This is a genomic window from Mariniphaga sp., assembly GCF_041687215.1.
In the GTDB taxonomy this organism is placed as follows: Bacteria; Bacteroidota; Bacteroidia; order Bacteroidales; family Prolixibacteraceae; genus Mariniphaga.
Genome location: NZ_JAWLCI010000009.1, coordinates 42417 through 63097, shown reverse-complemented (window position 1 = coordinate 63097; position 20681 = coordinate 42417). Strand labels below are relative to the sequence as shown.

The following is a 20681-nucleotide window of genomic DNA, read 5'->3' as shown; positions in this document are numbered from 1 at the left end:
CAAATTTTACGCGCCATGATTACGCTGACCCAATTGGAATATATTGTTGCGGTGGATACCTATCGCCATTTTGGCAAAGCCGCCGAGTCGTGTTTTATTACCCAGCCCACGCTTTCCATGCAAATAAAAAAGCTGGAGGAAGATTTGGAAATCATCATTTTCGACCGCAGCAAACAACCGCTTATTCCCACTGATGTTGGGCAGCGAATTGTTGAACAGGCGCGCATTGTGCTGAAACAGTCCGAAGAATTGAACAATATCGTAAAAGACCACAAAAACCAGGTTTCGGGCATGTTGCGCATCGGTATTATTCCAACGCTGGCGCCTTACCTGTTGCCCGTTTTTATTGGTCGTTATAAAAGGAAATATCCCAACATTTACATTAAAGTGGTGGAGCAAACCACCGATGAAATTGTAAGCCTCCTGAACAAAGATCTGATTGATGTGGGAATACTGGTCACACCGCTCAAAGAGGAAAAAATTATTGAAAAGCCGGTATTTTACGAAGAGATGATGATTTATGTGAATCCGGAAAGCAAACTGCACAAAAAAAAGGAAATCACATTAAAAGACATTGCCATACCCGAAATCTGGCTGCTAAGCGACGGCCACTGCTTTCGCGATCAGGTAGTAAATCTTTGCTCATTCCTCGGCACCGTTGACAGCCAGTTGCCCTTCCATTTCGAAGCCGGCTCGCTGGAAACGCTCATGAATATTGTTGACCGCGAAGGCGGAATTACACTCATTCCTGAGCTGGCTACCCTCAGTATGGCGGAAAAAAGGAAGGAAAACGTGCGCTCATTCAGCAACCTGAAACCGCTGCGCGAAGTGAGCCTGGTTTACTCGCGCCATTTTGCCAAACACAAACTGATTAATCTGCTGTGGCGCGAAATAAAAGACGCCATTCCGCAGGAGCTTCAAAATGAACAACGCGGAACCGTTGTTGAATGGAAATAATTTTCTGCTATTCAAAAAAATAATTACCTTTGCGCCCTGTTTTTTGCGGACGTGGCGGAATTGGTAGACGCGCCAGACTTAGGATCTGGTGCCACACGGCGTGGGGGTTCGAGTCCCTTCGTCCGCACAAACACCGCCGGCTAATCCAACCAGTGATTTTGCCGGCGGTGATTTAATAAAAGGTTCTGAAAATAAATTTATCGATTCAATATGAAGGTTACCAGAGAAAATACCGACAATGTAAATGCGGTAATTAAGGTTTTAATTGAAAAAACAGATTACGAAAAAACAGTTGAAGACACGTTAAAAGACTATCGTCAAAAGGCTTCAATTCCCGGGTTCAGGCCGGGTAAAGCGCCCATGGGACTTATTAAAAGGCGTTTCGAAAAATCGGTGATGGTGGAAGAAATCAACAAAATGCTTTCGCAAAACCTCACCCGCTATTTGATGGAAGAAAAACTGCAGATTTTGGGCGAACCGCTTGCCAGCACCGAACACCAAAAACCCATTGATTGGGAAAAGGATGAAGATTTTGAATTTGCATTCGATGTGGCATTGGCGCCAAAAGTTGAAGTTCAGTTAAGCGAAGAAGATAAACTCAATTATTTCACCATTAAAGTAACCGACGATATGGTGAACGAACAGGTGGAGATGATTCAATCGCAAATGGGCGAAAATATCGATGCCGATGAAGTAGCAGAAAAGAGCCTGGTACGTGGCGATTTTGTTGAATTGGATGAAGAAGGAAACCAGAAAGAGGAAGGAATTAATGCCGATGGTGTATTGCTTTCGGTTGACCTGGTAAAAGATGAAGGTATTAAAAAACAATTCATTGGAAAACAGAAAGGTGAAGTGCTGACCTTCGACCCGGTTGTTGCTTATGGCGACAGGCACGAAGTGGGCCACCTGCTGAAAATCAGCCACGAACAGGCACACGATTTAAACAGCAGTTTCAACTTTACCATTTCAGAAATACTTGACTACCAAAAACCTGAATTGAACGAAGAACTTTACAAAAAAATATACGGGGAAGACACAGAGGTGAAGACCGAAGAAGATTTAAGAAATAAACTGAAGGAAGAAATAGCCAATAGTTTGTTGCAGTCGTCTGACCGCCGTTTTGCCTACGATACCCGCGATACACTGGTTGAAAAAGTAAACCCCGAATTGCCGGAAGCTTTTCTGAAACGCTGGCTGAAAGAAGCCAACAAAGATGTTACCGACGAACAGATTGAAAAAGATTTTAATGGGTTTATGAAAGACCTGCGCTGGCAGCTTATTAAAGATTTCATTGTAAAGGAAAATGAATTGAAGGTTGAAGAAGAGGAAGCATTTGGATTAGCCAAACAAATTGCGCACGCGCAATACAGCCAATACGGTATTTACAATGCACCGAAAGACCAGTTGGAGTCGTTTGCCAAAATGATTCTTGAAAAACCGGAAGAAAAAGAACGGTTATACAATAAAATTTTGGAAGACAAGGTAATTGGCGTGGTAAAAGGAAAAGTTACCCTTGAAAATAAAGAAGTAACCCGCGAGGAGTTTGAGGAAATGGCCAAATAACCTTTGAAGGGGTTTAACCAAACAACTTTTTTATAACTTTGTAGTTCGTTTTCAACTTGAAACAGAATTACAAAGTTATTTTTTTATAAGGAGAAAGTACAATGAATAAGCACGATGAATTCAGAAAATATGCCGTTAAACACGAAGGTATCAGCAGTTTAACATTACAGCGTTATAATTCAGCCTACGGAAGCTATATTTCGCCCACCATTATTGAGGAACGCCAGTTAAATGTGGCCTCCATGGACGTATTTTCGCGTCTGATGATGGACCGGATTATTTTTTTAGGAGTTCCGATTGACGATACAGTTGCCAACATTATCCAGGCGCAGTTGCTGTTTCTGGAATCAACGGACCCATCGAAAGACATTCAGATTTACCTGAATTCACCCGGCGGACATGTGCATGCAGGTTTGGGAATTTACGATACCATGCAATATATTTCGGCTAACGTAGCTACCATTTGTACCGGAATGGCTGCATCGATGGGCGCTGTGCTGCTAACCGCCGGAGCCAAAGGAAAACGTTCGGCACTGAAACACTCGCGGGTGATGATTCACCAACCCATGGGGGGTGCCCAGGGCCAGGCTTCAGATATTGAAATTACCGCACGCGAAATCATCAAAATAAAAGCTGAATTGTACAACATCATTTCACATCACACCGGAAAACCGGTAAAACAGGTAGAAAAAGATGCTGATCGTGATTACTGGATGACTTCGGAAGAAGCAGTGAAGTATGGCATGATTGATGAAATTTTAGTGAGAGATACGACAAAAAAATAATCAATGGCAAATAAAATCAGAATGGATAAATGCTCTTTTTGCGGACGTGAAAAAAAGGAAGTAAACCTCTTAATTGCCGGAATCGAAGGTCACATCTGCGATCGATGTGCAGAACAGGCTTACTCCATTATCCAGGAAGAAATAAAAAAGGATAGCTCATTTGATTTGGCAGGTATTCAACTTTTGAAACCAAAACAAATCAAGGAGTTTGTTGACCAGTATGTTATTGGTCAGGATGAGGCGAAAAAAATTATTTCGGTTGCCGTTTACAATCATTATAAACGTCTCACTCAGCCGCTGGACAAAGACGAAACCGAAATCGAAAAATCCAACATCATTCTGGTAGGTGAAACCGGAACAGGAAAAACACTGCTGGCACGCACTATTGCAAAAATGCTGCATGTGCCGTTTACCATTGTGGATGCCACGGTTCTTACCGAAGCCGGGTATGTGGGCGAAGACATTGAAAGTATTTTAACCCGCCTGCTTCAGGCTGCCGACTACAACACCGAAGCTGCCGAGCGCGGCATCGTTTTTATCGACGAAATTGACAAAATTGCCCGCAAAAGCGACAATCCTTCCATTACCCGCGATGTTTCGGGCGAAGGTGTTCAGCAGGGATTGCTGAAACTGTTGGAAGGCGCCGTGGTTAATGTTCCTCCGCAGGGAGGGCGCAAACATCCCGAACAGAAACTCATTCCGGTGGATACCAAAAATATCCTGTTTATTTGCGGCGGTGCTTTCGACGGCATTGAACGGAAAATTGCCAACCGCCTGAATACAAAGGTGATTGGGTACAGCGCTGCTAAAGAGGTGGATCGCATCGAACGCGAAAACCTGCTTCAGTACATTGCGCCACAGGATTTGAAATCCTTTGGATTGATTCCTGAGATTATCGGTCGTTTACCGGTTCTGGTTCACCTCGATCCGCTGGACAAAACTGCCCTGCGCCGGATTCTTACCGAGCCCAAAAATTCAGTAATCAAACAATACAAAAAGCTTTTCAAAATAGATAAAATTGAACTGGAATTTGAAGAGGAAGCGCTGCAATACATTGTGGATAAAGCCATTGAGTTTAAACTTGGCGCCCGCGGTCTGCGTTCAATTTGCGAAGGCATCATGAACGACGCCATGTACGAAATGCCCTCTGAAAAAACTGATTACCTGATTATTACACAGGAATATGCGCAGGGTAAAATGGACAGGTCGAGCATCAGAAGGTTGAAAGCAAGTTAATTCGAAAAGTTGACAACATATTTTTTTAAAACCGGGAAATCCCGGTTTTTTTATTTCCTGTTGAGTATAAAATAGATATCTTTATTATTTTAACTAATTTTAACAATTTTTTAAACAATTGATAATTAGATATTTAATATAAAAGATATGTTTAAAAAGCAATTTTGTTGTAATTTTATTAAAGATTTTTAAACAAAAATTTCTTTTTTCAGTTTTAGATTACGAAAATTTAAAATTATTAAAACGTAATTGTAAACATTTAAAATTAGAAACATGAAAAAACTGAATTTGAAAAACAAACTGAACTTCAGAAGTTTGGTGATGGTAGGAATCTTTTCTTTGGCCCTGGTGGCTGTAAGTTGCAACAAAGCTGATGACGGATTTTTCCCGGAAGAAGCATTCTCGGCACAAGATGCAGAATTGAAAAAGGGTAAGGCTGTAAAACCCGGAAACCAAACAATTGCAGAAATTGTAGTTGCTTCTACCGAAGCGGAAGAACCTCAGTTCACTCTGCTCTTGGGCGCACTTGAATACGCCGGATTGACCGGAGTTTTCACCGGTGGCGAACAATACACTGTTTTCGCTCCGACCGATGAGGCTTTTGTTAATTTAGTTACTGCCGTTTCAGGTTTACTTGATCAGGACATTCTGGCAAATGATGGACCGTTCGCAGCCATTGACGCACTGCTCGGTGAAGGTACTATTTCAAACGTACTTCTTTATCACGTGGTTGAGGGCCGTCGTGCAGCCAATAGTGTAGTTCCTCCACGCGGAACACGCACCATTACCACACTGTTGGGTGCCACTTTCACCGTTGGAACTGACTTGGGAATTACTGCAGTTGGAAACACAGCCAATATTATTGATGCTAACATTTCAGCTTCAAACGGAATCATACACGTTATTGATGCAGTTATATTACCAGTCGATCTTGGATTATAATAATATTTATTGCCCCATACAAAGCACAAGAGGCTGTTCGGATATCTGAACAGCCTCTTGCATTTTAAAGGGAAAATTTTAGCATCAAGTAAATGATTGCCTGCTAATTTATGTTTATATCATATGGAATTCGGGCATAAATGCCATTCATTTCCGATGATTTTTTCAGGAATTCATAGTACCGGTAATTTTCACCCAGTTGATTTTTCAGGAACCAGGCCCTGACGTTGTCGGTGCCGGTTTTAAACATTTGCTGGAACGGATCCATTTGAGCAGGCAAAGCAACGGTTCGATAGTTTCCCAGACCTTCAATTTCGGCTGCCAATTCAATGGCATGTTGTAATCCGCCAAACTCGTCAACCAGTCCAATTTCTTTGGCATTTTCGCCACTCCAAACACGGCCTTCCCCAATTTCATCCACTTGCTCTTTGGTCATTCCGCGGCCATCAGCCACATGCGAAATAAACAGATCGTATCCTTCCTCAATACTTTGTTGCAAAAGTTGCCGCTCGTATTCGGTCATGGGCCGTGTAAGAGAAAGCAGATCGGAATTTTTATTGGTTTTTACCACATCGGTAGAAATGCCCAGCTTGTCATTAAAAAGTACACCCATATTGGGAATCATTCCGAAAATACCAATGGAACCGGTAATGGTATTCGGGTGAGCAACAATCTGGTCGGCCGGGCAGGCAATATAATAACCTCCCGAAGCTGCCACATCACCAAACGATACCACCATAGTTTTTTCTTCGGCAGCCAGTTTCACTTCACGCCAGATAACTTCCGAATCAAAAACAGCTCCGCCGGGCGAATTCACACGCAATACAATAGCTCTGTAGGAGCTGTCCTGGCGCACTTTTCTGATTTCCCTGCCAATTTCATCTCCAATAATTGCTTCGCCACCCATAGACATTCCAATATCGCCACTGGCATAAATCACGGCAATTTTATTCCGGCTGAAAGGTTTTTCAGCGCCTTTAACCTGAACTTTCGCATAATTGGTTGCACTGATAATCGGAACGCCTTTTTTTGCTTCAATTCCGGTAATTTCCCGCAAATCGTCCAGCACTTCATCTTTGTATTTGGCGGCATCCAAAAGGCCCGATTCAACGGCTTTTTCGCCCTGCCGGAATGTTTGAACCTCGTCGGCCAGGAGATTTAACTGGTCAACAGAAATGTTTCTGGCTTCCGAAATTCCTTTTAACATGTGATTCCAAAGACTTCCCATATAAGTAAGTTGCTGTTCCCGATTTTCTTCGCTCATTTTTTCAAGCATAAAAGGTTCCACAGCCGCTTTAAATTTTCCGTGCCTTACGATTTGCATTTCAATCCCCAACTTATCCAACGCTTTGGTAAAAAACATCATTTCGCCACCTAGTCCCCTGAAATCAACCGATCCCAGTGGATGAACCACAATTTCATCGGCCACAGTTGCCAGGTAATACGATTTTTGGTCGTACATATCTCCGTAGGCATAAACCGGCTTGTCGCTGCTGTCTTTAAAAGCAATCAGTGCATTTCTGATTTCTTCAACCGAGGCCATTCCTCCGTTAACCATAGAAAGTTTCAGGTAAACGCCTTTTATGCGGTCGTCGTGTACAGCTTTTTGCAACGAAGTTTGGATATCGTCGAGGCCAATGGTTTTTAACTGCGGAAATCCCGGGATATCCAAATCCTGGAAAGGATCGTTCGGCGCCCGGTCAACAATCTGCCGCTCCAAATCGAGCACCAGCATAGAATTATTCTGTACAGAAACCTGTTTTTCTGTTGAGGAAATTAATATCCCTATCGCCATAAAAAACAGGAAAAATCCGATAACTGAAACCGCAATTACTCCAACCACTGTCGCCAGAACATACTTAAAAAATTCTTTCATATCTATTGAATTTATGTTTTCATTACCGTTATTTGGTAAATGATGGGTAAATTTATCTCCAAAATAATTACAAATATACGATTCAATGCACCAGGTTTTTTTAGGAATTGGCGGAAATCTTGGAAACAAACACAATAATTTGACAAATGTTCTTCTTCTTATTGAAAATGAACTGGGTGCAATCCGCAAAAAATCTTCTGTTTATGAAACACCTCCGTGGGGGTTTCAGGCCGAAGAGAATTTCTGGAACATGGTGGTGGAAATAGAAACCGGGTTAAATCCTGAAGAACTTCTGCAAAAAATTAAATCCATTGAACAGTTATTTGGCAGAAAGCGCAGGTCGGAAAATTATTCTTCACGGGAAATGGACATCGACATTTTGTATTTCGATAGCCATGTTTTGGAAAATGAACGACTAATAATTCCTCATCCACACATTGCGGAACGGCTTTTTGTGCTGGTGCCGCTGACTGAAATTGCCCCTGAAAAAAGACACCCTTTGTTACAAAAAACCAGTAGTCAATTGTTAGAGAATTGTTTGGACAAATCGGAAATAAGAAAAATAAAACTATGAATAATCAACCTGAAATTGCTGTTGGAATTTTGGCAAGCAAAGATCTTAAATTCAACCTTGGTTGTGATTTTTTATCAGAACAAAAGGAAAAATTTCCGGCAGGTGAATACACAGCGCTTTTAAAAAATAATCAAATTATAATTCGAACGCGGTCCAATGAAATAAATTTCGGAAATCTCCTGAAGCTTTCACCCGAAAATAAAGATTCGTATTTTGAATTGAAAAACGTCATCATTGGCGTTGATTTTCACTGGGAACAGGAAGAAAACCAACGGTTTCAGGGAGCGTTGAAACTGATTCCCGAAGACGGAAAAGTGCGCGCCATTAATGTGATCGGCCTGGAAGATTACCTGAAAAGTGTGATTTCTTCGGAAATGAGCGCCACCAGTTCGCCTGAACTGCTGAAAGCTCATGCAGTAATTTCCCGCAGTTGGCTGCTGGCGCAAATTGAAAAAACCAAATCGCTGAAGGCCGGGGGCGGACTTTACCAGACGTCGCACGAAACTGCTGATGAAATCATCCGCTGGTACGACCGCGAAGACCACACTACTTTTGATGTATGTGCCGATGACCATTGCCAGCGGTACCAGGGAATCACAAAAATTCATTCGGAGAAAGCATTGCAGGCGGTGGAAGCAACCCGAGGCGAAGTGCTGATGTATGAAGGAAAAATTTGCGATGCCCGGTTTTCCAAATGTTGCGGCGGCGTTTCCGAAAATTTTGAAAACGTGTGGGAACCGTTGCGACATCGTTATCTTACCAAAGTGGTTGATTCGGAACTTGGCGACACCACCTGCGTCGATCTCCGGCAGGAAGACGAAGCTGAATTGTGGATTCGCAACAAACCTCACGCGTTTTGCAACACCACCGACCAGAAAATTCTAAGCCAGGTGCTTCCCGATTTTGACCAGAAAACCACCGATTTTTACCGCTGGAAGGTGGAATATTCGCAAAAAGAATTGTCAGAACTGATTAAAAAACGTTCGGAAATAAATTTTGGCGAAATAGTAAAACTGGAGCCGGTAAAGCGCGGGCACTCCTCGCGACTGGTTAAACTGAAAATCCATGGCACAAAAAAAACGCTATCCGTTGGCAAAGAGCTTGAAATCCGCAAGTGGATTTCGGAATCACACCTTTACAGTTCGGCTTTTGTGGTTGATCATCTGGAGTTAAAAAACGGTATTCCGCAAAAATTTGTTTTAACCGGCGCCGGCTGGGGCCACGGCGTGGGACTTTGCCAGATTGGCGCTGCCGTAATGGGCGAAAAAGGGTATTCGTATAAGGATATTTTAGCACACTATTTTAGGGATGCGGTTTTGAATAAAAGTTATTAACCATGAAAATTTGGAATTGGATTCCGGATTTTCCGCTTTATTTGTAGGGCAAATGATTTCAAGAATAAACTGAAAACCGATGAAACGAAATTTCTATCTTCTTTTTCTGTTTTTAATGCTGTTTTTTTCCGGCACCAGAATAATTGCAGTAGAAGTTATCCGCATCAACCAACTGGGTTACCAGCCGCAGGCAGTAAAAGTGGCGGTGTTTCTGGCTTCAGATGAAATCAACGCGAGAAATTTTACCCTGCACGATGCCATTACCAACAACGTGGTTTTCAAAGGAAAAACCGAACTGAAGTCTGCTGCAGAGTGGGGCATGAAAACCGCTTACCGGCTCAATTTTTCCAATTTTGAAACCCAAGGTGGCTATTACCTGAAGCTGGGTGATGCCCGTTCATCCAACTTTCGAATACATGCAGACGTTTATGAAGGAACAGCCGATTTCCTGCTCAACTACATGCGACAGCAACGGTGTAGTTATAATCCGTTCCTGAAAGATTCGTGCCACCTGCACGACGGGATTATTGTCGATCATCCCACCCGCTCGGGCGAGCTCATTAACGTTACCGGCGGCTGGCACGATGCCACCGATTATTTGCAATATTCCACTACTTCCATCAATACCATTTTTCAGATGATGTTTGCCTACAAAAATTATCCTGAAATCTGGGGCGATTTTTACGATGCCAGCGGGGATGAAGGCGCCAACGGAATTCCCGATATTCTGGACGAAATTAAGTGGGGCCTGCAGTGGATGCTGAAAATGAACCCTGCGCCGGGAGAAATTTACAACCAGATTGCCGACGACCGCGACCATATTGGCTTCCGGCTGCCAACCAACGACCCGGCTGATTACGGGTTGGGGAAATACCGGCCGGTTTATTTTGTAACCGGCAATCCGCAGGGACTAGCCGAATTCAAAAACACCAGTACCGGTGTTTCGTCCATCGCCGGAAAATTTGCATCCGGGTTTGCTTTGGGAGCTGAACTTTTCGGAGAATCCGACCCGGAACTGGCGGAACTGATGAAACAAAAAGCGCTGGACGCCTTTGATTTTGCCCTGTCCGACACCGGCTACACCCAAACCGCCTGCAATGTTTCGCCCTATTATTACGAGGAAAAAAACTATGCCGACGATTTGCAACTGGCGGCGACACAACTTTACCGGCTGACAGATGAGGAAAAATTTTTGAAAGAAGCCGAATACTGGGGGCACCGGGAACACGTGAGTCCGTGGATTAAAAACGACACAGCCGGACATTACGAGTCCTATCCGTTTGTGAACCTTGGCCACTTTTTTATGATGCAGAATGAAAAAGAAGAGTTTGCCGGCTTTTATGAAAAAGGATTGCAGCTTTTAGCTGAACGGGGGAAAAACGATCCATTCTTTTTCGGTTTGCCGTTTTTGTGGTGCTCGAATAACCTGGTGGCTGCGGCCATTACCCAGGCCAGGCTTTACCGGGAACAGACCGGAAATACCGAATTTGAAGAGATGGAAGCTGCCCTGCGCGACTGGCTGTTTGGCTGCAATCCGTGGGGAACAGCCATGATTTGCGGACTCCCGGGTGTGGAAGATTCGCCCATGCTGCCGCATTCATCGTACACGGTTTTGCTGGGCGGAACAACACCGGGCGGCTTGGTTGACGGGCCCATTGATGCACGGCGCCATAAAAACCAGATTGGAATTGCATTGCAAAACCCCGATGAATACGCGGCTTTTAACAATGGCAAAGCGGTTTACCACGACGATATTGGCGATTATGCCACCAACGAACCTACCATGGACGGTACCGCAAGCCTTAGTTATTACCTGGCTTCGCTGGAAAATGACGGGCGGAAAATGGCACAGAAAGCTGAAAAAATAAAAGACGATCAGGGCGCTGTCATCCGGTTCAATCCCAATGAAAAAAATATTTATCTCGCCTTTACGGCTGACACGCAGTTTGAAGGCGGTGAACATGTTTTGCAGGTCTTGGAAAAACAGGACATCAAAGGTTCGTTCTTTTTTACCGGAAACTTTTTGCGAAATCCCGAATTCAGGAATATTATCAAAAAGATTGTGGAGCAGGGGCATTACGTGGGAGCCCATTCCGACGGGCATCTGCTCTACTGCGACTGGGAAAACCGGGATTCAACTTTGGTTTCATTTGAAACATTTGAAACCGATTTGAAAAGCAATTTTGCAGAACTGGAAAAATTCGGTGTAAAATCTAAAGAAGCACGCTGGTTTATGCCGCCTTACGAATGGTACAACCGGCAAATAGTGGACTGGAGCCGCAACCTGGGCCTCGAAGTGGTGAACTTCACGCCCGGCACGGGAACCAATGCCGATTACACCACCCCGGAAATGGAAAACTACAAATCATCTGTAAAAATTTATACCAACCTCCTGCAATTCGAGCATAAACAACCTAAGGGACTGAATGGTGCCATCCTGCTCATTCACCCCGGAACAGCTGCCGAACGCACCGATAAATTTTACCGGATTCTGGAAGACCTGATCCGCCATTTTTCTTCCAAAGGATACCAGTTTAAATCGTTAAAACCGTAATTATGTCGAAACCAGCAACCCGTAACCCGTGGGCATGGATTCCCACCCTTTATTTTGCCGAAGGGCTTCCCTACGTTTTTGTAATGACCGTTTCTGTAATCATGTACAAACGTCTCGATATTTCCAATACCGATATTGCATTGTACACGAGTTGGCTTTACCTGCCCTGGGTGATTAAACCGCTTTGGAGCCCTATTGTGGATATCCTGAAAACCAAACGGTACTGGATTGTGGTGATGCAACTGGTGATTGGCGCCGCGCTGGCCGGAGTTGCGTTTACGCTACCGGCAGACAAATTCTTTCAATATACCATTGCTTTTTTCTGGCTGATGGCGTTCAGCTCGGCCACGCACGACATTGCTGCCGACGGGTTTTACATGCTTGGCCTTTCCAAACACGACCAGGCATTTTTTGTGGGAATCCGCAATACGTTTTACCGGTTTGCCATGCTGGCAGGGCAGGGTCCGCTGGTTATTCTGGCCGGGCAAATGGAAGAAATTGCTGGCGACAACAACCAGTGGGCATGGAGTATCACTTTTTTCGTTTTTGCCGCCTTGTTTCTGGCGTTCTTCATTTGGCACCTGTTTATTTTGCCTTATCCTACTTCCGATGTAAAACGCGAATCGAAATCGCTGAAACAGGTAATGGCCGGTTTTGTGGAAACATTTGTCACCTTTTTTAAAAAAGATGGAATTGTGCTCTCCATTGTATTTATATTGATTTTCAGGCTTGGCGAAGCACAACTGGTGAAACTCGCTACCCCGTTCTTGCTCGACGATCCGGAAGTAGGCGGACTGGGACTTTCGACCAGCAACATTGGGTTTGTTTACGGAACAGCCGGGATGATTGCACTTACGCTTGGTGGTATTCTCGGAGGAATTGTCGTTTCGCGAAAAGGACTCAAATACTGGATGCTTCCTATGGTTATTACCATGAACCTGCCCAACCTGATGTTTGTATTGCTGGCCTATGTGCAACCTGAAAGTCTTTGGATTGTCACCGGGTCAGTTGTTATTGAACAGTTTGGATATGGTTTTGGATTTACCGCATTTATGCTTTACATGATTTACGTTTCCGACGGTGAGCATAAAACCGCCCACTACGCACTCTGCACCGGATTTATGGCGCTGGGCATGATGCTTCCGGGAATGATCAGCGGTTGGATTCAGGAGATGATTGGCTACAAATACTTTTTCATCTGGGTAATGTTATGCACCATCCCGGGTTTTATTATCATCAATTACCTGCGGTACGATCCGAAATTTGGAATGAAAAACGGGAAAGAACAGTAACGGTTAGCAATATTTTATGAGTTACCTTGCCATTTTTCAAATGAAAGAATTGAATGAAATAGTTTGGAAAATTTTTTCCGGTTGGCTGAAGTGAATCGAACTGTTACACCTTCGCTTTCAATGTAAAAACGAAATCGCAGCTGTTCTGCCTGGCTCAATTTTTCCCATAAATCGCGCGGTATTTCAAAGGTGCGTTTCATTATTTGTAGGGGTTGGTCAGTGGTAGTGGTTTCTGCGGTGGTAGTGGTTTTTTCAGCGTCATCCTCTTTTTCTTTATCTTCCTTTTTTTCAACTGAAGTGGTTGTGGTTGTGGAAACTGAGCGGTTCACAAAATGACGGGCTGCATATTCACGGGATATAAATTGAAATTTTTCTCCATCGGCTTCAATAAAAATCAGAGAGTCGAGCTCTTCCGGCCTTGCTTCTGTTTGCAGGGTGAGTTCTGCAGTCACTTTCCCATCCTGGTTTTGCGGTTTTATGTACAGTGTTTTTAGGGTTACAATGTAATCCGGACCTAAAAGTCGTCCGCGCTTTTCATCAGAATAACTTTCCAGTTCCTGAATGAGCCGGATGCTTTTTTCATTTTTGAACTCGTCATCGACGGTTATAATTTGATTGATATTTGAACAGGCTGATAAAAGTACGATTACAGCGAATAGGTATAAAAAATGTTTCATGGCTTTTATTTTTGAAAGTCTTTCAAAATTTATACCATAACACGCATTTAGTAAAGTAAAAGATGCTATCCGGGAGCCAAAACAGAAAACGGATAAACCGTCAGGTTTCGCAATACCCAAAACAGCAGGATAATTCCGAAAATAACCCAGGGCGTATTTTTCAAGTAAAGAATATTGGGAAGGCGCCAGTTGAGTTTCTTGTTTAAAATGGGATGTGTGTAGTGATAAAATATGACGAGCACTGCCGGCAAAAACAGAATATTATTTTGAACCACACCGGTTATGTTCAGGTGTAACAAGCTATGAATAGCCCGCTGGGAACCGCATCCCGGGCAATACCAGCCCGAAAGCGAATGAAAAATGCACCGGGGGAAAAAAACATGCTCGGCAGGGTCGAGCACAAAAAAAAGGACTGCCAAAGCCGCCAGGGCAATCAGCAGTCCGCCATAAATGATTTTTTTCATCGGTTAAATATCAATTCCTTCCAGTGCTTCCAATCCTAACCCGGCAAATATTCCGAAAATAGCCAGCAAAAATGAAATAATAATGCCAACAATTGCCACGCCAAAAGAAATCAATGCCCAGAGTTTGGCATTTTTACTCGAAAGTTTTGCCCCCTCGTAATCGCCCATTTGCCATTTAGAGTTTACCTGTGCAGCATAAACAATGGAAACAATACCAAATGGGAGGCAGCATAAAATAGTTGTCAGGATAGCCCATACCAAATAATTTGGTGGTGGAGTTTGCTGGGTAGATTGCGGCTGTTGTTCAAGTTGATCGTTCATAATATTGGATTTTAAAAAAGTTGATATTTTCACAGAAAAGTCTGTCAAACAAATTTACTTCTTGATTTTTAAAAATAAAACAAAATATAACCTAATTTTTCCGGCAATAATAACTCATGAAATTTTGCTTCCACTTGAGGTTGTAAAAAAAATTTAAATTAACTATCATATTTCAATCTATTTCCCTTTCCTTGACCACCTCCTGATTTACGGCGTTTACCCAATCCTTTACCTAGTTTTTGCAGTAATTCTTCAAAAGGCCGTTTTTCACATTTCCCTAAACCCCTTCCTGTTTTCGGGCCTTTTCCGTCAGGGCCGGTTCCGTTCAATTTTGGCATAACTTTCCGTTTTAAATGATTACGTATTTCTTTTTTGCAATTTGACGAAGTTTGCCATCAATGAGCTTTCTGCTGAGGGCGTTCAGTCTGTCCACAAATAGTATTCCCTGCAAATGATCATATTCATGCTGAAAAATACGGGCTTCCAGTCCGGTTAATGTTTCTTCTTTCCAGTCGAAATTAAGATCACGGTAACGCACTTCCACTTTTTCAGGGCGCTTTATGTCTTCATGAATTCCCGGGATGCTCAGACAACCTTCGTTGTACCAGGTGGTGTTGTCATCGTGGTTCAGGATTACCGGATTCAGAAAAACTTTTTCGACGGGTTTTATGCCGTCACTTTTTATAGGTGTGGTATCCACTAAAAAAATGCTTTTCAACAACCCAACCTGTGGGCCTGCCAATCCAATACCTTCGGCATTTTTGAGTGTTTCTTTCATGTTTTCAGCCAGTTGAACAAAGTCGTCTCCGGCATCAAGCTCAAAAGTTTTCTTTCTAAGAACAGGTGAGCCGTATATTATAATTGGCATTCTCATGATTTCGTTTTTGTTACAAAATTAAACAAATGCTTGAAATTATCAAAGCTACAACCACCGGCGAACCTTTAGCTTGTATTTCAAAAAGTCTTCACCGAACTGCTCTTTCAGATATAGTTCTTCTTTTCGGATATAAAAACTTTCCATAATAAATACAAAAAAAAATGACGGTAAAATTAAAAGGACAGATTTTAGCAAAATTGCTGTGCCTGCAAGAATGAACAACATGCCGAGGTACATTGGATTACGGCTGATACAAAACGGACCTTTTATAATAAAACAAGATGGTTTCAGATACGGCTTGACCGTTGTTTGGTGTTTTTTGAAAAGATTGTCTGTCCAAAGGTTGAACGCTATTCCTAAAATTACAGGAATCCATCCCAATTGATTGTAAGGAAATGGAATCATTCTTTTTTCTCCAATCACAAAATTCAAAAGAATTGTGATTGCAAGAAAACCTAAAAACCAGGTTGTCGGCATTATTTTTCTTTCCATTGCATTCAAAAAATTTACATGTTAAAAACAAGTAATAAATAACCCACCAACAAACCCACCAGTAAATTTATCACTTTTACTTTCAAAAAGTCTTTTCTCGATTCTGCCAGCAACGGCAACATGCCGTGACCGTCCTGCACAATGGAGTTGGCCAGCAAAATACTGAAAGGAAGCAGGTTTTGTGAAAACAGTGTAACCAAAAACAGATGAGGTCCGGATTCGGGGATAATTCCCATAAGAACTGCAATCAACAACACCACATCCAGGTTGTTTTTCATCAGGCTGGTAAGCGCAAGATTCGATTTTACAAAGTGCAACACCAGAAAGGCGCCCCATGTCCAAAGGAAAATACGCAGCAAATGCTTTTTAAGAATGTGGTTGTATAAATGTTCTTTCAAAAAATGGTTGGGGACTGTGAAGAATATAAAAAGCAAAAATAAAGCTCCAACGAGAAATGTAAATTTTTTCCAGTTCCATTCATTGGGGCCAAGGACTCCAATAACAATCATTAGTGTAAAAAGAAATGTGGATATTATGAGCAAAGAACGTTCGAAAGTAATTTTTTTAAGCTGGGGAAAAACGATTGTTTTATCGAAACAGCGGCAGATGTCTTCCTGGTGTACTTCAAAACCATGAATTTCATCAGTGGTTTTTTTGCGTTCAAAAAGATGGACCACCCAACCCGTAGCAATTGCAATAATCATCAGGATTCCGTTTAGCAAAAGTGCTTTGCTCGGGAATAGCGCAAACATCACAAATGCTTCGTCGCCCGAAGTGGCAATCATTACGGCTACAAGTCCTGCCAGTCCCATCATGCGGTGTGTGTACAAAGAGACTACGGTGAACGCACCCATGCATCCCGGCATAATTCCCAACAGGGCTGCAATAGTGATTTGCAGGAAAGGTGATTTTTGTAGTTTTTCTGCCCAGATATTCCGGCTTTGGACATTGATATATTCAATAACCACCATCATAAATAACACGAAAGCGGTTATCATCAATGTTTGTTTAAGTGTTGCGATGAATACTTCAGTCATGGCATCTAATTTTTATTTAAACCAATTCCAAATAATTTGCAAAATAAACAAAAGTTTATTTAATTTTGCGAATTAAATGGCAAAAAAATGAGATTGAATCACGCGGCTTTCTCTGTGAATGATTCAGAAGAAATCGAAAATTTCTATGAAGATATTCTGGGTTTCAGGTTGCAGCGTAAATTTTTGATGGATGCCGCCATCACTTCAAAATTCTTCGGTGTAAATAAAAATATTGAAGTTTACTTTTTGGAAAAAAACAGTATTGGACTTGAAATATTTCTTTACCCGGAGAAAAGAGTGAAAATTTTTCCTCATTTGTGTTTTGAGTATTTCGGTTGTAAAGTTATTTATTTCAAAGCACAACAAAGGGGGTACAAAACAGTAGTAAAAATTAATTCGGGAGGAAACAATACTTTTTTTATCTGGGACAAAAGTGGAAACATGTTTGAACTGAAAGAAGCTAAAAAAGAGTTATAAATAATACGTACATTCGGCAAACAAATCTTTTATTCGGGAATGATGTTTAATGTAATAAAAACACTGGTAATTATTTTAACCGCCATGCTTTTTGCGTGTGGCTCGCAAAAGGGCAAAAATGAAGTGGAAGAAAAACCTGTAGTAACAGTCAGTATTTTACCCATAAAAACTTTTGTGGAAGAAATTGCCGGCAACGATTTTGAAATTAATGTTTTGCTTCAGCCCGGGTCAAGTCCGGCAGATTTTACGCTTATTCCCTCGCAGTTAAAAAACATTTCCCGTTCTGAAGTCTGGTTCCGCATTGGATACATCGGTTTTGAGTATTCCTGGAAAGATAAAATTGAACAAGCCAACCGGAAAATGAAGGTTGAGAATCTTTCGGAGGGGCTGGATTTAATTACCGATGAATATCTTCCGTCGGGTGAAAAAAGCTCCACCGGAGGAATTAACCCGCACACCTGGCTTTCTCCCACGCTGGTAAAACAAATGGCCGGTCGTATTACTGAGGAACTTGTTTTGTTAAATCCCGAAAATAAAATTAAATATCAGGAAAATTTAGCCCGCTTTGTTGAAGAAATTGACGAACTGGATGATGAAATCAGGGATAAATTGAAGAATTTTGAAGGACGTCAGATTATCTTGTTCCATCCCAGTCTGTCCTACTTTGCACGCGAATACGGGCTGATTCAGTACTCGCTGGAACCCGGCGGCAAGGAACCCACTCCGCAACGGATGGCCGCCCTGGTCGATTTCGCCAGGAAGGAAAATATCCGGGCTATTTACATTCAGAGCGACTTCGACCGGGAGCAGGCCCGCGTGTTTGCCGAGGAAATCGATGGAGAAGTAGTGGAAATGTGGCCGCTAAATCCTAAATGGTTTGAAAACTTGAGGAGTATTACCGAATTGTTAATCAGGCATTTTTAAAAAGATTTCAAGTTTGTCATGAAATGTCGTTTCAACGAGTTTACAATGAGAAATCTCTGAATTTGAAACAGATTTCCTGCCAGACGAATTCATTCAGGCGGGCTCACCTTCGTGCCTCAGGTTGCCAATGACAGATTTAATAGCAGACCCTGAAACCCCGCCTGAACGTCGGGCAGGAAGTTCAGGGTGACGTACTTTAATAAAAATGCGAATAAACTTAGAACGTCATGCCGAACTTGTTTCGGCTTCTCTGTCATTTTCTCATTATTCCCAATAAAATTGGGTGTGCACTCGAAGTGACACCATCGAATAACAAGCGTCTGACCTGACACTAAAACTCAATCCCTTTTCTTGCCTCAATTCCTTTGGTGTAGTAATGTTTTACCTCTTGCATTTCGGTAACCAGGTCGGCCATTTCGATTAGTTCCGGAGGGGCGTAACGGCCGGTAACCACCACTTCGGTTTCCGGGTTTTTCTTTTTCAAAACATCCAAAAAATCATCGATAGAAAAAAGTTGGTAGTAGAGTGCGATGTTAACTTCATCCAGAATCACCAAATGGAAGTCTCCTGATTTTAAAATTCCAGCCACTTCTGCAAGTCCTTTTCGCGCAGCCTGAATGTCGGCCTCGGTAGGTTTTTCCACAATAAAACATCCCAGCCCATACTGTTTGATTGTAATTTCAGGGACAAATTTTTCAATGGCTTCTATCTCAGAATACGGTTTCCCTTTGATAAACTGCGCGAAAAACACTTTTTTGCCGGCACCCACGGCTCGCAAAGCCAGGCCCAGTGCTGCCGTTGTTTTTCCTTTTCCGTTTCCGGTGTAAACCTGAATGTATCCTTTTGATGCCATAATTTTACGTTTTACAGGTTTTACAAGCGCTGGAAATTTTCAGGGTAAAAACCGAGGGATATTTTTCTAAGAATGGTTTGAGTTGCCGGTTCAGCAGTTCCATCACATCCTCGTAACTGCCGGTCAGGAGACTGCTCATCGTCCCGCTTTCAAGGGTGATTTTTTTGTTTTCGACCAGTTTTTCGATGAAGTGTTCAACAGGCTTTTCATAATTATCCATTAACGGATAGTAACCAATTTCAACAGTTATTTCCATGGCTTTTATTTTTGTTTTTCTACCGATGCCGCAATAAATGCGGGCTCAGCGGTTGATTGTTTTTCGGTTCCATCAAGTATCTCAAATCCAAGGGAAAAATACACGCCTGCCGATAACCGTGGGCTCCCAAAACGGGAGAGCATTTCAATAATTTCGTTCGGTGTAAAAAAGTGTGCATGTTGAAACACCGGATCATTGTTTTTATTTTTACCTGGTTCCGAAAGTGCATTCAGGCAGCCCAGTACAAGTGTTCCTCCCGGTTTCAAAACACGGTCGATTTCATTTAAAACCAGTCCCAGATCGTCCACAAACTCGAGCATCGTAATCGAGATAATTCCTGAAAAATGATCATCGGGAAAAGGCAGTCGGGCAGCGTCGGCTTGCAAAAACTCAACATTTTCCATATTTTTCGAACGGGCGATTTTCAGCATCGCTTGCGAGTTATCCACGGCAGTAAGTTGTAATCCGTTTTCACTGAAAAATTCTGTCCAGTGGCCGGTACCAAACCCCAATTCCAGCCAGTTCGTTTTGGGAAGATTTCTTAAATAACCAGAAATAATTTCTTTTTCAATTTTGTCAACTAATTTCCCCGTTTCTGTTTGGTAATAGGCATCATATTCCGATGCAATTTCAGGAGTCAGAAAAATATTTCGGGTGTTTTTTGTTTTCATAAAATGCTAAATTTCAATTTCAGTAAAAGATAAATCTTAAAATTTACTTTTATCATTTCTTCAAACAAATTTACAAAACAATCTTTTCTTTATGTGTAATTTTTTATCTGAAATTAATCTAAATAAATCATTGTATAATGAGAATATGTTTATTATATTTAGATGTAATTTAAAGGAGGACCATAAAATGAAAGCACAAATGAATTTGTACAACGAAGCCCATTGGGAGGAAGCTTCGGAATATGGAAGCGGTGCGGAAAAGAAAACATTGCGTGACGAAGACGGTAAAAAAACAATTCTACTCAGGTTGCCCGAAAATTTCCACATGGCCGATCACACACATGTGACTACCGAGCAGCATTTTATTCTGAAAGGAGAATATAAAAGCGAAGGAAAGGTTTACCACGAAGGCGACTACCAGGTTTTCAGCGCACATGAAAACCACGGGCCTTTTGAATCGGAAAAAGGCGCTTTGGTACTCGTTGTTTGGGATCCTTATTTACCGAAAAACTAATAACA

Annotated in this window: 23 protein-coding genes and 1 tRNA gene; 13 read left to right on the top strand and 11 right to left on the bottom strand. The window is 42.2% G+C overall.

Annotated elements, in window-relative coordinates; translation table 11 throughout:
• Positions 1-15 precede the first annotated feature (15 nt).
• The 6 genes from ACESMA_RS05610 to ACESMA_RS05585 all read left to right on the top strand — a co-directional run bounded on the left by ACESMA_RS05610 (position 16) and on the right by ACESMA_RS05585 (position 5483).
• Positions 16-957: a hydrogen peroxide-inducible genes activator gene (locus ACESMA_RS05610; protein WP_372947795.1), complete on the top strand. Its 942-nt coding sequence runs from the start codon at positions 16-18 to the stop codon at positions 955-957.
• Between the two features lie 45 nt (positions 958-1002).
• A tRNA-Leu gene (locus ACESMA_RS05605) sits at positions 1003-1084 on the top strand.
• An 83-nt stretch (positions 1085-1167) separates the two neighbouring features.
• Positions 1168-2520 (top strand): trigger factor, encoded by a 1353-nt coding sequence (gene tig / locus ACESMA_RS05600; RefSeq protein ID WP_372947794.1) that lies wholly within the window; start codon positions 1168-1170, stop codon positions 2518-2520.
• A 101-nt stretch (positions 2521-2621) separates the two neighbouring features.
• Positions 2622-3305, top strand: coding sequence for an ATP-dependent Clp endopeptidase proteolytic subunit ClpP (gene clpP, locus ACESMA_RS05595; RefSeq protein WP_372947793.1), 684 nt, complete (start codon positions 2622-2624; stop codon positions 3303-3305).
• A 21-nt stretch (positions 3306-3326) separates the two neighbouring features.
• Positions 3327-4541, top strand: a complete 1215-nt coding sequence (gene clpX, locus ACESMA_RS05590) for an ATP-dependent Clp protease ATP-binding subunit ClpX (protein WP_372947826.1) — start codon at positions 3327-3329, stop codon at positions 4539-4541.
• 273 nt (positions 4542-4814) lie between these two features.
• Positions 4815-5483: a fasciclin domain-containing protein gene (locus tag ACESMA_RS05585; protein ID WP_372947792.1), complete on the top strand. Its 669-nt coding sequence runs from the start codon at positions 4815-4817 to the stop codon at positions 5481-5483.
• Positions 5484-5586: 103 nt separating this feature from the next.
• On the opposite strand, the gene sppA is transcribed toward ACESMA_RS05585, so the two are convergent.
• A complete protein-coding gene (sppA, locus tag ACESMA_RS05580; protein WP_372947791.1) occupies positions 5587-7359 on the bottom strand; it encodes a signal peptide peptidase SppA in 1773 nt (590 codons plus the stop codon).
• An 85-nt stretch (positions 7360-7444) separates the two neighbouring features.
• On the opposite strand from sppA, the gene folK reads away from it, so the two are divergent.
• The 4 genes from folK to ACESMA_RS05560 all read left to right on the top strand — a co-directional run bounded on the left by folK (position 7445) and on the right by ACESMA_RS05560 (position 13113).
• A complete protein-coding gene (gene folK, locus ACESMA_RS05575) occupies positions 7445-7933 on the top strand; it encodes a 2-amino-4-hydroxy-6-hydroxymethyldihydropteridine diphosphokinase (protein WP_372947790.1) in 489 nt (162 codons plus the stop codon).
• A complete protein-coding gene (locus ACESMA_RS05570) occupies positions 7930-9267 on the top strand; it encodes a SpoIID/LytB domain-containing protein (protein WP_372947789.1) in 1338 nt (445 codons plus the stop codon). Before folK ends, ACESMA_RS05570 begins: the two co-directional genes overlap by 4 nt.
• 79 nt (positions 9268-9346) lie before the next feature.
• Entirely contained in the window at positions 9347-11821 is a 2475-nt protein-coding gene (locus tag ACESMA_RS05565; protein WP_372947788.1) for a glycoside hydrolase family 9 protein, read from the top strand.
• A gap of 2 nt (positions 11822-11823) precedes the next feature.
• The gene (locus ACESMA_RS05560) at positions 11824-13113 is read left to right on the top strand and encodes an AmpG family muropeptide MFS transporter (RefSeq protein ID WP_372947787.1); all 1290 of its coding nucleotides are present in this window, start codon (positions 11824-11826) and stop codon (positions 13111-13113) included.
• 14 nt (positions 13114-13127) lie between these two features.
• Here the strand turns inward: ACESMA_RS05560 and ACESMA_RS05555 are convergent, their stop codons facing one another.
• The 7 genes from ACESMA_RS05555 to ACESMA_RS05525 form a co-directional block, all read right to left on the bottom strand.
• Complete coding sequence (locus ACESMA_RS05555) at positions 13128-13790, bottom strand: hypothetical protein (RefSeq protein WP_372947786.1); 663 nt, start codon at positions 13788-13790, stop codon at positions 13128-13130.
• Between the two features lie 65 nt (positions 13791-13855).
• A complete protein-coding gene (locus ACESMA_RS05550; protein WP_372947785.1) occupies positions 13856-14254 on the bottom strand; it encodes a DUF2752 domain-containing protein in 399 nt (132 codons plus the stop codon).
• A 3-nt stretch (positions 14255-14257) separates the two neighbouring features.
• The gene (locus ACESMA_RS05545; protein WP_372947784.1) at positions 14258-14575 is read right to left on the bottom strand and encodes a CD225/dispanin family protein; all 318 of its coding nucleotides are present in this window, start codon (positions 14573-14575) and stop codon (positions 14258-14260) included.
• 158 nt (positions 14576-14733) lie between these two features.
• On the bottom strand, positions 14734-14913 hold the full coding sequence (locus ACESMA_RS05540; RefSeq protein WP_372947783.1) for a DUF5320 domain-containing protein: 180 nt from the start codon (positions 14911-14913) through the stop codon (positions 14734-14736).
• Positions 14914-14924: 11 nt separating this feature from the next.
• Positions 14925-15449 carry a peptide deformylase gene (def, locus tag ACESMA_RS05535; protein ID WP_372947782.1) on the bottom strand — a complete coding sequence of 175 codons (525 nt, stop codon included), beginning with the start codon at positions 15447-15449 and terminating at the stop codon, positions 14925-14927.
• A 48-nt stretch (positions 15450-15497) separates the two neighbouring features.
• Positions 15498-15944, bottom strand: a complete 447-nt coding sequence (locus tag ACESMA_RS05530) for a methyltransferase family protein (RefSeq protein WP_372947781.1) — start codon at positions 15942-15944, stop codon at positions 15498-15500.
• A gap of 14 nt (positions 15945-15958) precedes the next feature.
• The gene (locus tag ACESMA_RS05525) at positions 15959-16981 is read right to left on the bottom strand and encodes a putative manganese transporter (RefSeq protein WP_372947780.1); all 1023 of its coding nucleotides are present in this window, start codon (positions 16979-16981) and stop codon (positions 15959-15961) included.
• Positions 16982-17068: 87 nt separating this feature from the next.
• On the opposite strand from ACESMA_RS05525, the gene ACESMA_RS05520 reads away from it, so the two are divergent.
• Both ACESMA_RS05520 and ACESMA_RS05515 read left to right on the top strand, forming a co-directional pair.
• Positions 17069-17458, top strand: coding sequence for a VOC family protein (locus tag ACESMA_RS05520; protein ID WP_372947779.1), 390 nt, complete (start codon positions 17069-17071; stop codon positions 17456-17458).
• Positions 17459-17497: 39 nt separating this feature from the next.
• Positions 17498-18382: a metal ABC transporter solute-binding protein, Zn/Mn family gene (locus ACESMA_RS05515; RefSeq protein WP_372947778.1), complete on the top strand. Its 885-nt coding sequence runs from the start codon at positions 17498-17500 to the stop codon at positions 18380-18382.
• A 331-nt stretch (positions 18383-18713) separates the two neighbouring features.
• On the opposite strand, the gene cobO is transcribed toward ACESMA_RS05515, so the two are convergent.
• From cobO to ACESMA_RS05500, 3 genes are read right to left on the bottom strand one after another with little or no spacing between them, the layout of a single operon-like run.
• Positions 18714-19235 (bottom strand): cob(I)yrinic acid a,c-diamide adenosyltransferase, encoded by a 522-nt coding sequence (gene cobO, locus ACESMA_RS05510; RefSeq protein ID WP_372947777.1) that lies wholly within the window; start codon positions 19233-19235, stop codon positions 18714-18716.
• Between the two features lie 4 nt (positions 19236-19239).
• Positions 19240-19491, bottom strand: coding sequence for a hypothetical protein (locus ACESMA_RS05505; RefSeq protein ID WP_372947776.1), 252 nt, complete (start codon positions 19489-19491; stop codon positions 19240-19242).
• Between the two features lie 5 nt (positions 19492-19496).
• Positions 19497-20162, bottom strand: a complete 666-nt coding sequence (locus ACESMA_RS05500) for a class I SAM-dependent methyltransferase (RefSeq protein WP_372947775.1) — start codon at positions 20160-20162, stop codon at positions 19497-19499.
• Between the two features lie 187 nt (positions 20163-20349).
• Between ACESMA_RS05500 and ACESMA_RS05495 the strand changes: the two genes are divergently transcribed.
• Positions 20350-20676, top strand: a complete 327-nt coding sequence (locus ACESMA_RS05495; RefSeq protein ID WP_372947774.1) for a cupin domain-containing protein — start codon at positions 20350-20352, stop codon at positions 20674-20676.
• Positions 20677-20681: the final 5 nt, after the last annotated feature.

What these genes read in the sequence shown, in the direction of transcription:
- ACESMA_RS05560 (WP_372947787.1), top strand. Translation starts at nt 11,824, where the DNA reads ATGTCGAAACCAGCAACCCGTAACCCGTGGGCATGGATTCCCACCCTT.
- ACESMA_RS05495 (WP_372947774.1), top strand. Translation starts at nt 20,350, where the DNA reads ATGAAAGCACAAATGAATTTGTACAACGAAGCCCATTGGGAGGAAGCT.
- tig (WP_372947794.1), top strand. Translation starts at nt 1,168, where the DNA reads ATGAAGGTTACCAGAGAAAATACCGACAATGTAAATGCGGTAATTAAG.
- ACESMA_RS05565 (WP_372947788.1), top strand. Translation starts at nt 9,347, where the DNA reads ATGAAACGAAATTTCTATCTTCTTTTTCTGTTTTTAATGCTGTTTTTT.
- ACESMA_RS05540 (WP_372947783.1), bottom strand. Translation starts at nt 14,913, where the DNA reads ATGCCAAAATTGAACGGAACCGGCCCTGACGGAAAAGGCCCGAAAACA.
- clpP (WP_372947793.1), top strand. Translation starts at nt 2,622, where the DNA reads ATGAATAAGCACGATGAATTCAGAAAATATGCCGTTAAACACGAAGGT.
- ACESMA_RS05500 (WP_372947775.1), bottom strand. Translation starts at nt 20,162, where the DNA reads ATGAAAACAAAAAACACCCGAAATATTTTTCTGACTCCTGAAATTGCA.
- sppA (WP_372947791.1), bottom strand. Translation starts at nt 7,359, where the DNA reads ATGAAAGAATTTTTTAAGTATGTTCTGGCGACAGTGGTTGGAGTAATT.
- ACESMA_RS05610 (WP_372947795.1), top strand. Translation starts at nt 16, where the DNA reads ATGATTACGCTGACCCAATTGGAATATATTGTTGCGGTGGATACCTAT.
- ACESMA_RS05585 (WP_372947792.1), top strand. Translation starts at nt 4,815, where the DNA reads ATGAAAAAACTGAATTTGAAAAACAAACTGAACTTCAGAAGTTTGGTG.
- ACESMA_RS05520 (WP_372947779.1), top strand. Translation starts at nt 17,069, where the DNA reads ATGAGATTGAATCACGCGGCTTTCTCTGTGAATGATTCAGAAGAAATC.
- ACESMA_RS05525 (WP_372947780.1), bottom strand. Translation starts at nt 16,981, where the DNA reads ATGACTGAAGTATTCATCGCAACACTTAAACAAACATTGATGATAACC.
- clpX (WP_372947826.1), top strand. Translation starts at nt 3,327, where the DNA reads ATGGATAAATGCTCTTTTTGCGGACGTGAAAAAAAGGAAGTAAACCTC.
- ACESMA_RS05530 (WP_372947781.1), bottom strand. Translation starts at nt 15,944, where the DNA reads ATGGAAAGAAAAATAATGCCGACAACCTGGTTTTTAGGTTTTCTTGCA.
- cobO (WP_372947777.1), bottom strand. Translation starts at nt 19,235, where the DNA reads ATGGCATCAAAAGGATACATTCAGGTTTACACCGGAAACGGAAAAGGA.
- ACESMA_RS05570 (WP_372947789.1), top strand. Translation starts at nt 7,930, where the DNA reads ATGAATAATCAACCTGAAATTGCTGTTGGAATTTTGGCAAGCAAAGAT.
- ACESMA_RS05505 (WP_372947776.1), bottom strand. Translation starts at nt 19,491, where the DNA reads ATGGAAATAACTGTTGAAATTGGTTACTATCCGTTAATGGATAATTAT.
- ACESMA_RS05545 (WP_372947784.1), bottom strand. Translation starts at nt 14,575, where the DNA reads ATGAACGATCAACTTGAACAACAGCCGCAATCTACCCAGCAAACTCCA.
- folK (WP_372947790.1), top strand. Translation starts at nt 7,445, where the DNA reads ATGCACCAGGTTTTTTTAGGAATTGGCGGAAATCTTGGAAACAAACAC.
- ACESMA_RS05550 (WP_372947785.1), bottom strand. Translation starts at nt 14,254, where the DNA reads ATGAAAAAAATCATTTATGGCGGACTGCTGATTGCCCTGGCGGCTTTG.
- ACESMA_RS05515 (WP_372947778.1), top strand. Translation starts at nt 17,498, where the DNA reads ATGATGTTTAATGTAATAAAAACACTGGTAATTATTTTAACCGCCATG.
- ACESMA_RS05555 (WP_372947786.1), bottom strand. Translation starts at nt 13,790, where the DNA reads ATGAAACATTTTTTATACCTATTCGCTGTAATCGTACTTTTATCAGCC.
- def (WP_372947782.1), bottom strand. Translation starts at nt 15,449, where the DNA reads ATGAGAATGCCAATTATAATATACGGCTCACCTGTTCTTAGAAAGAAA.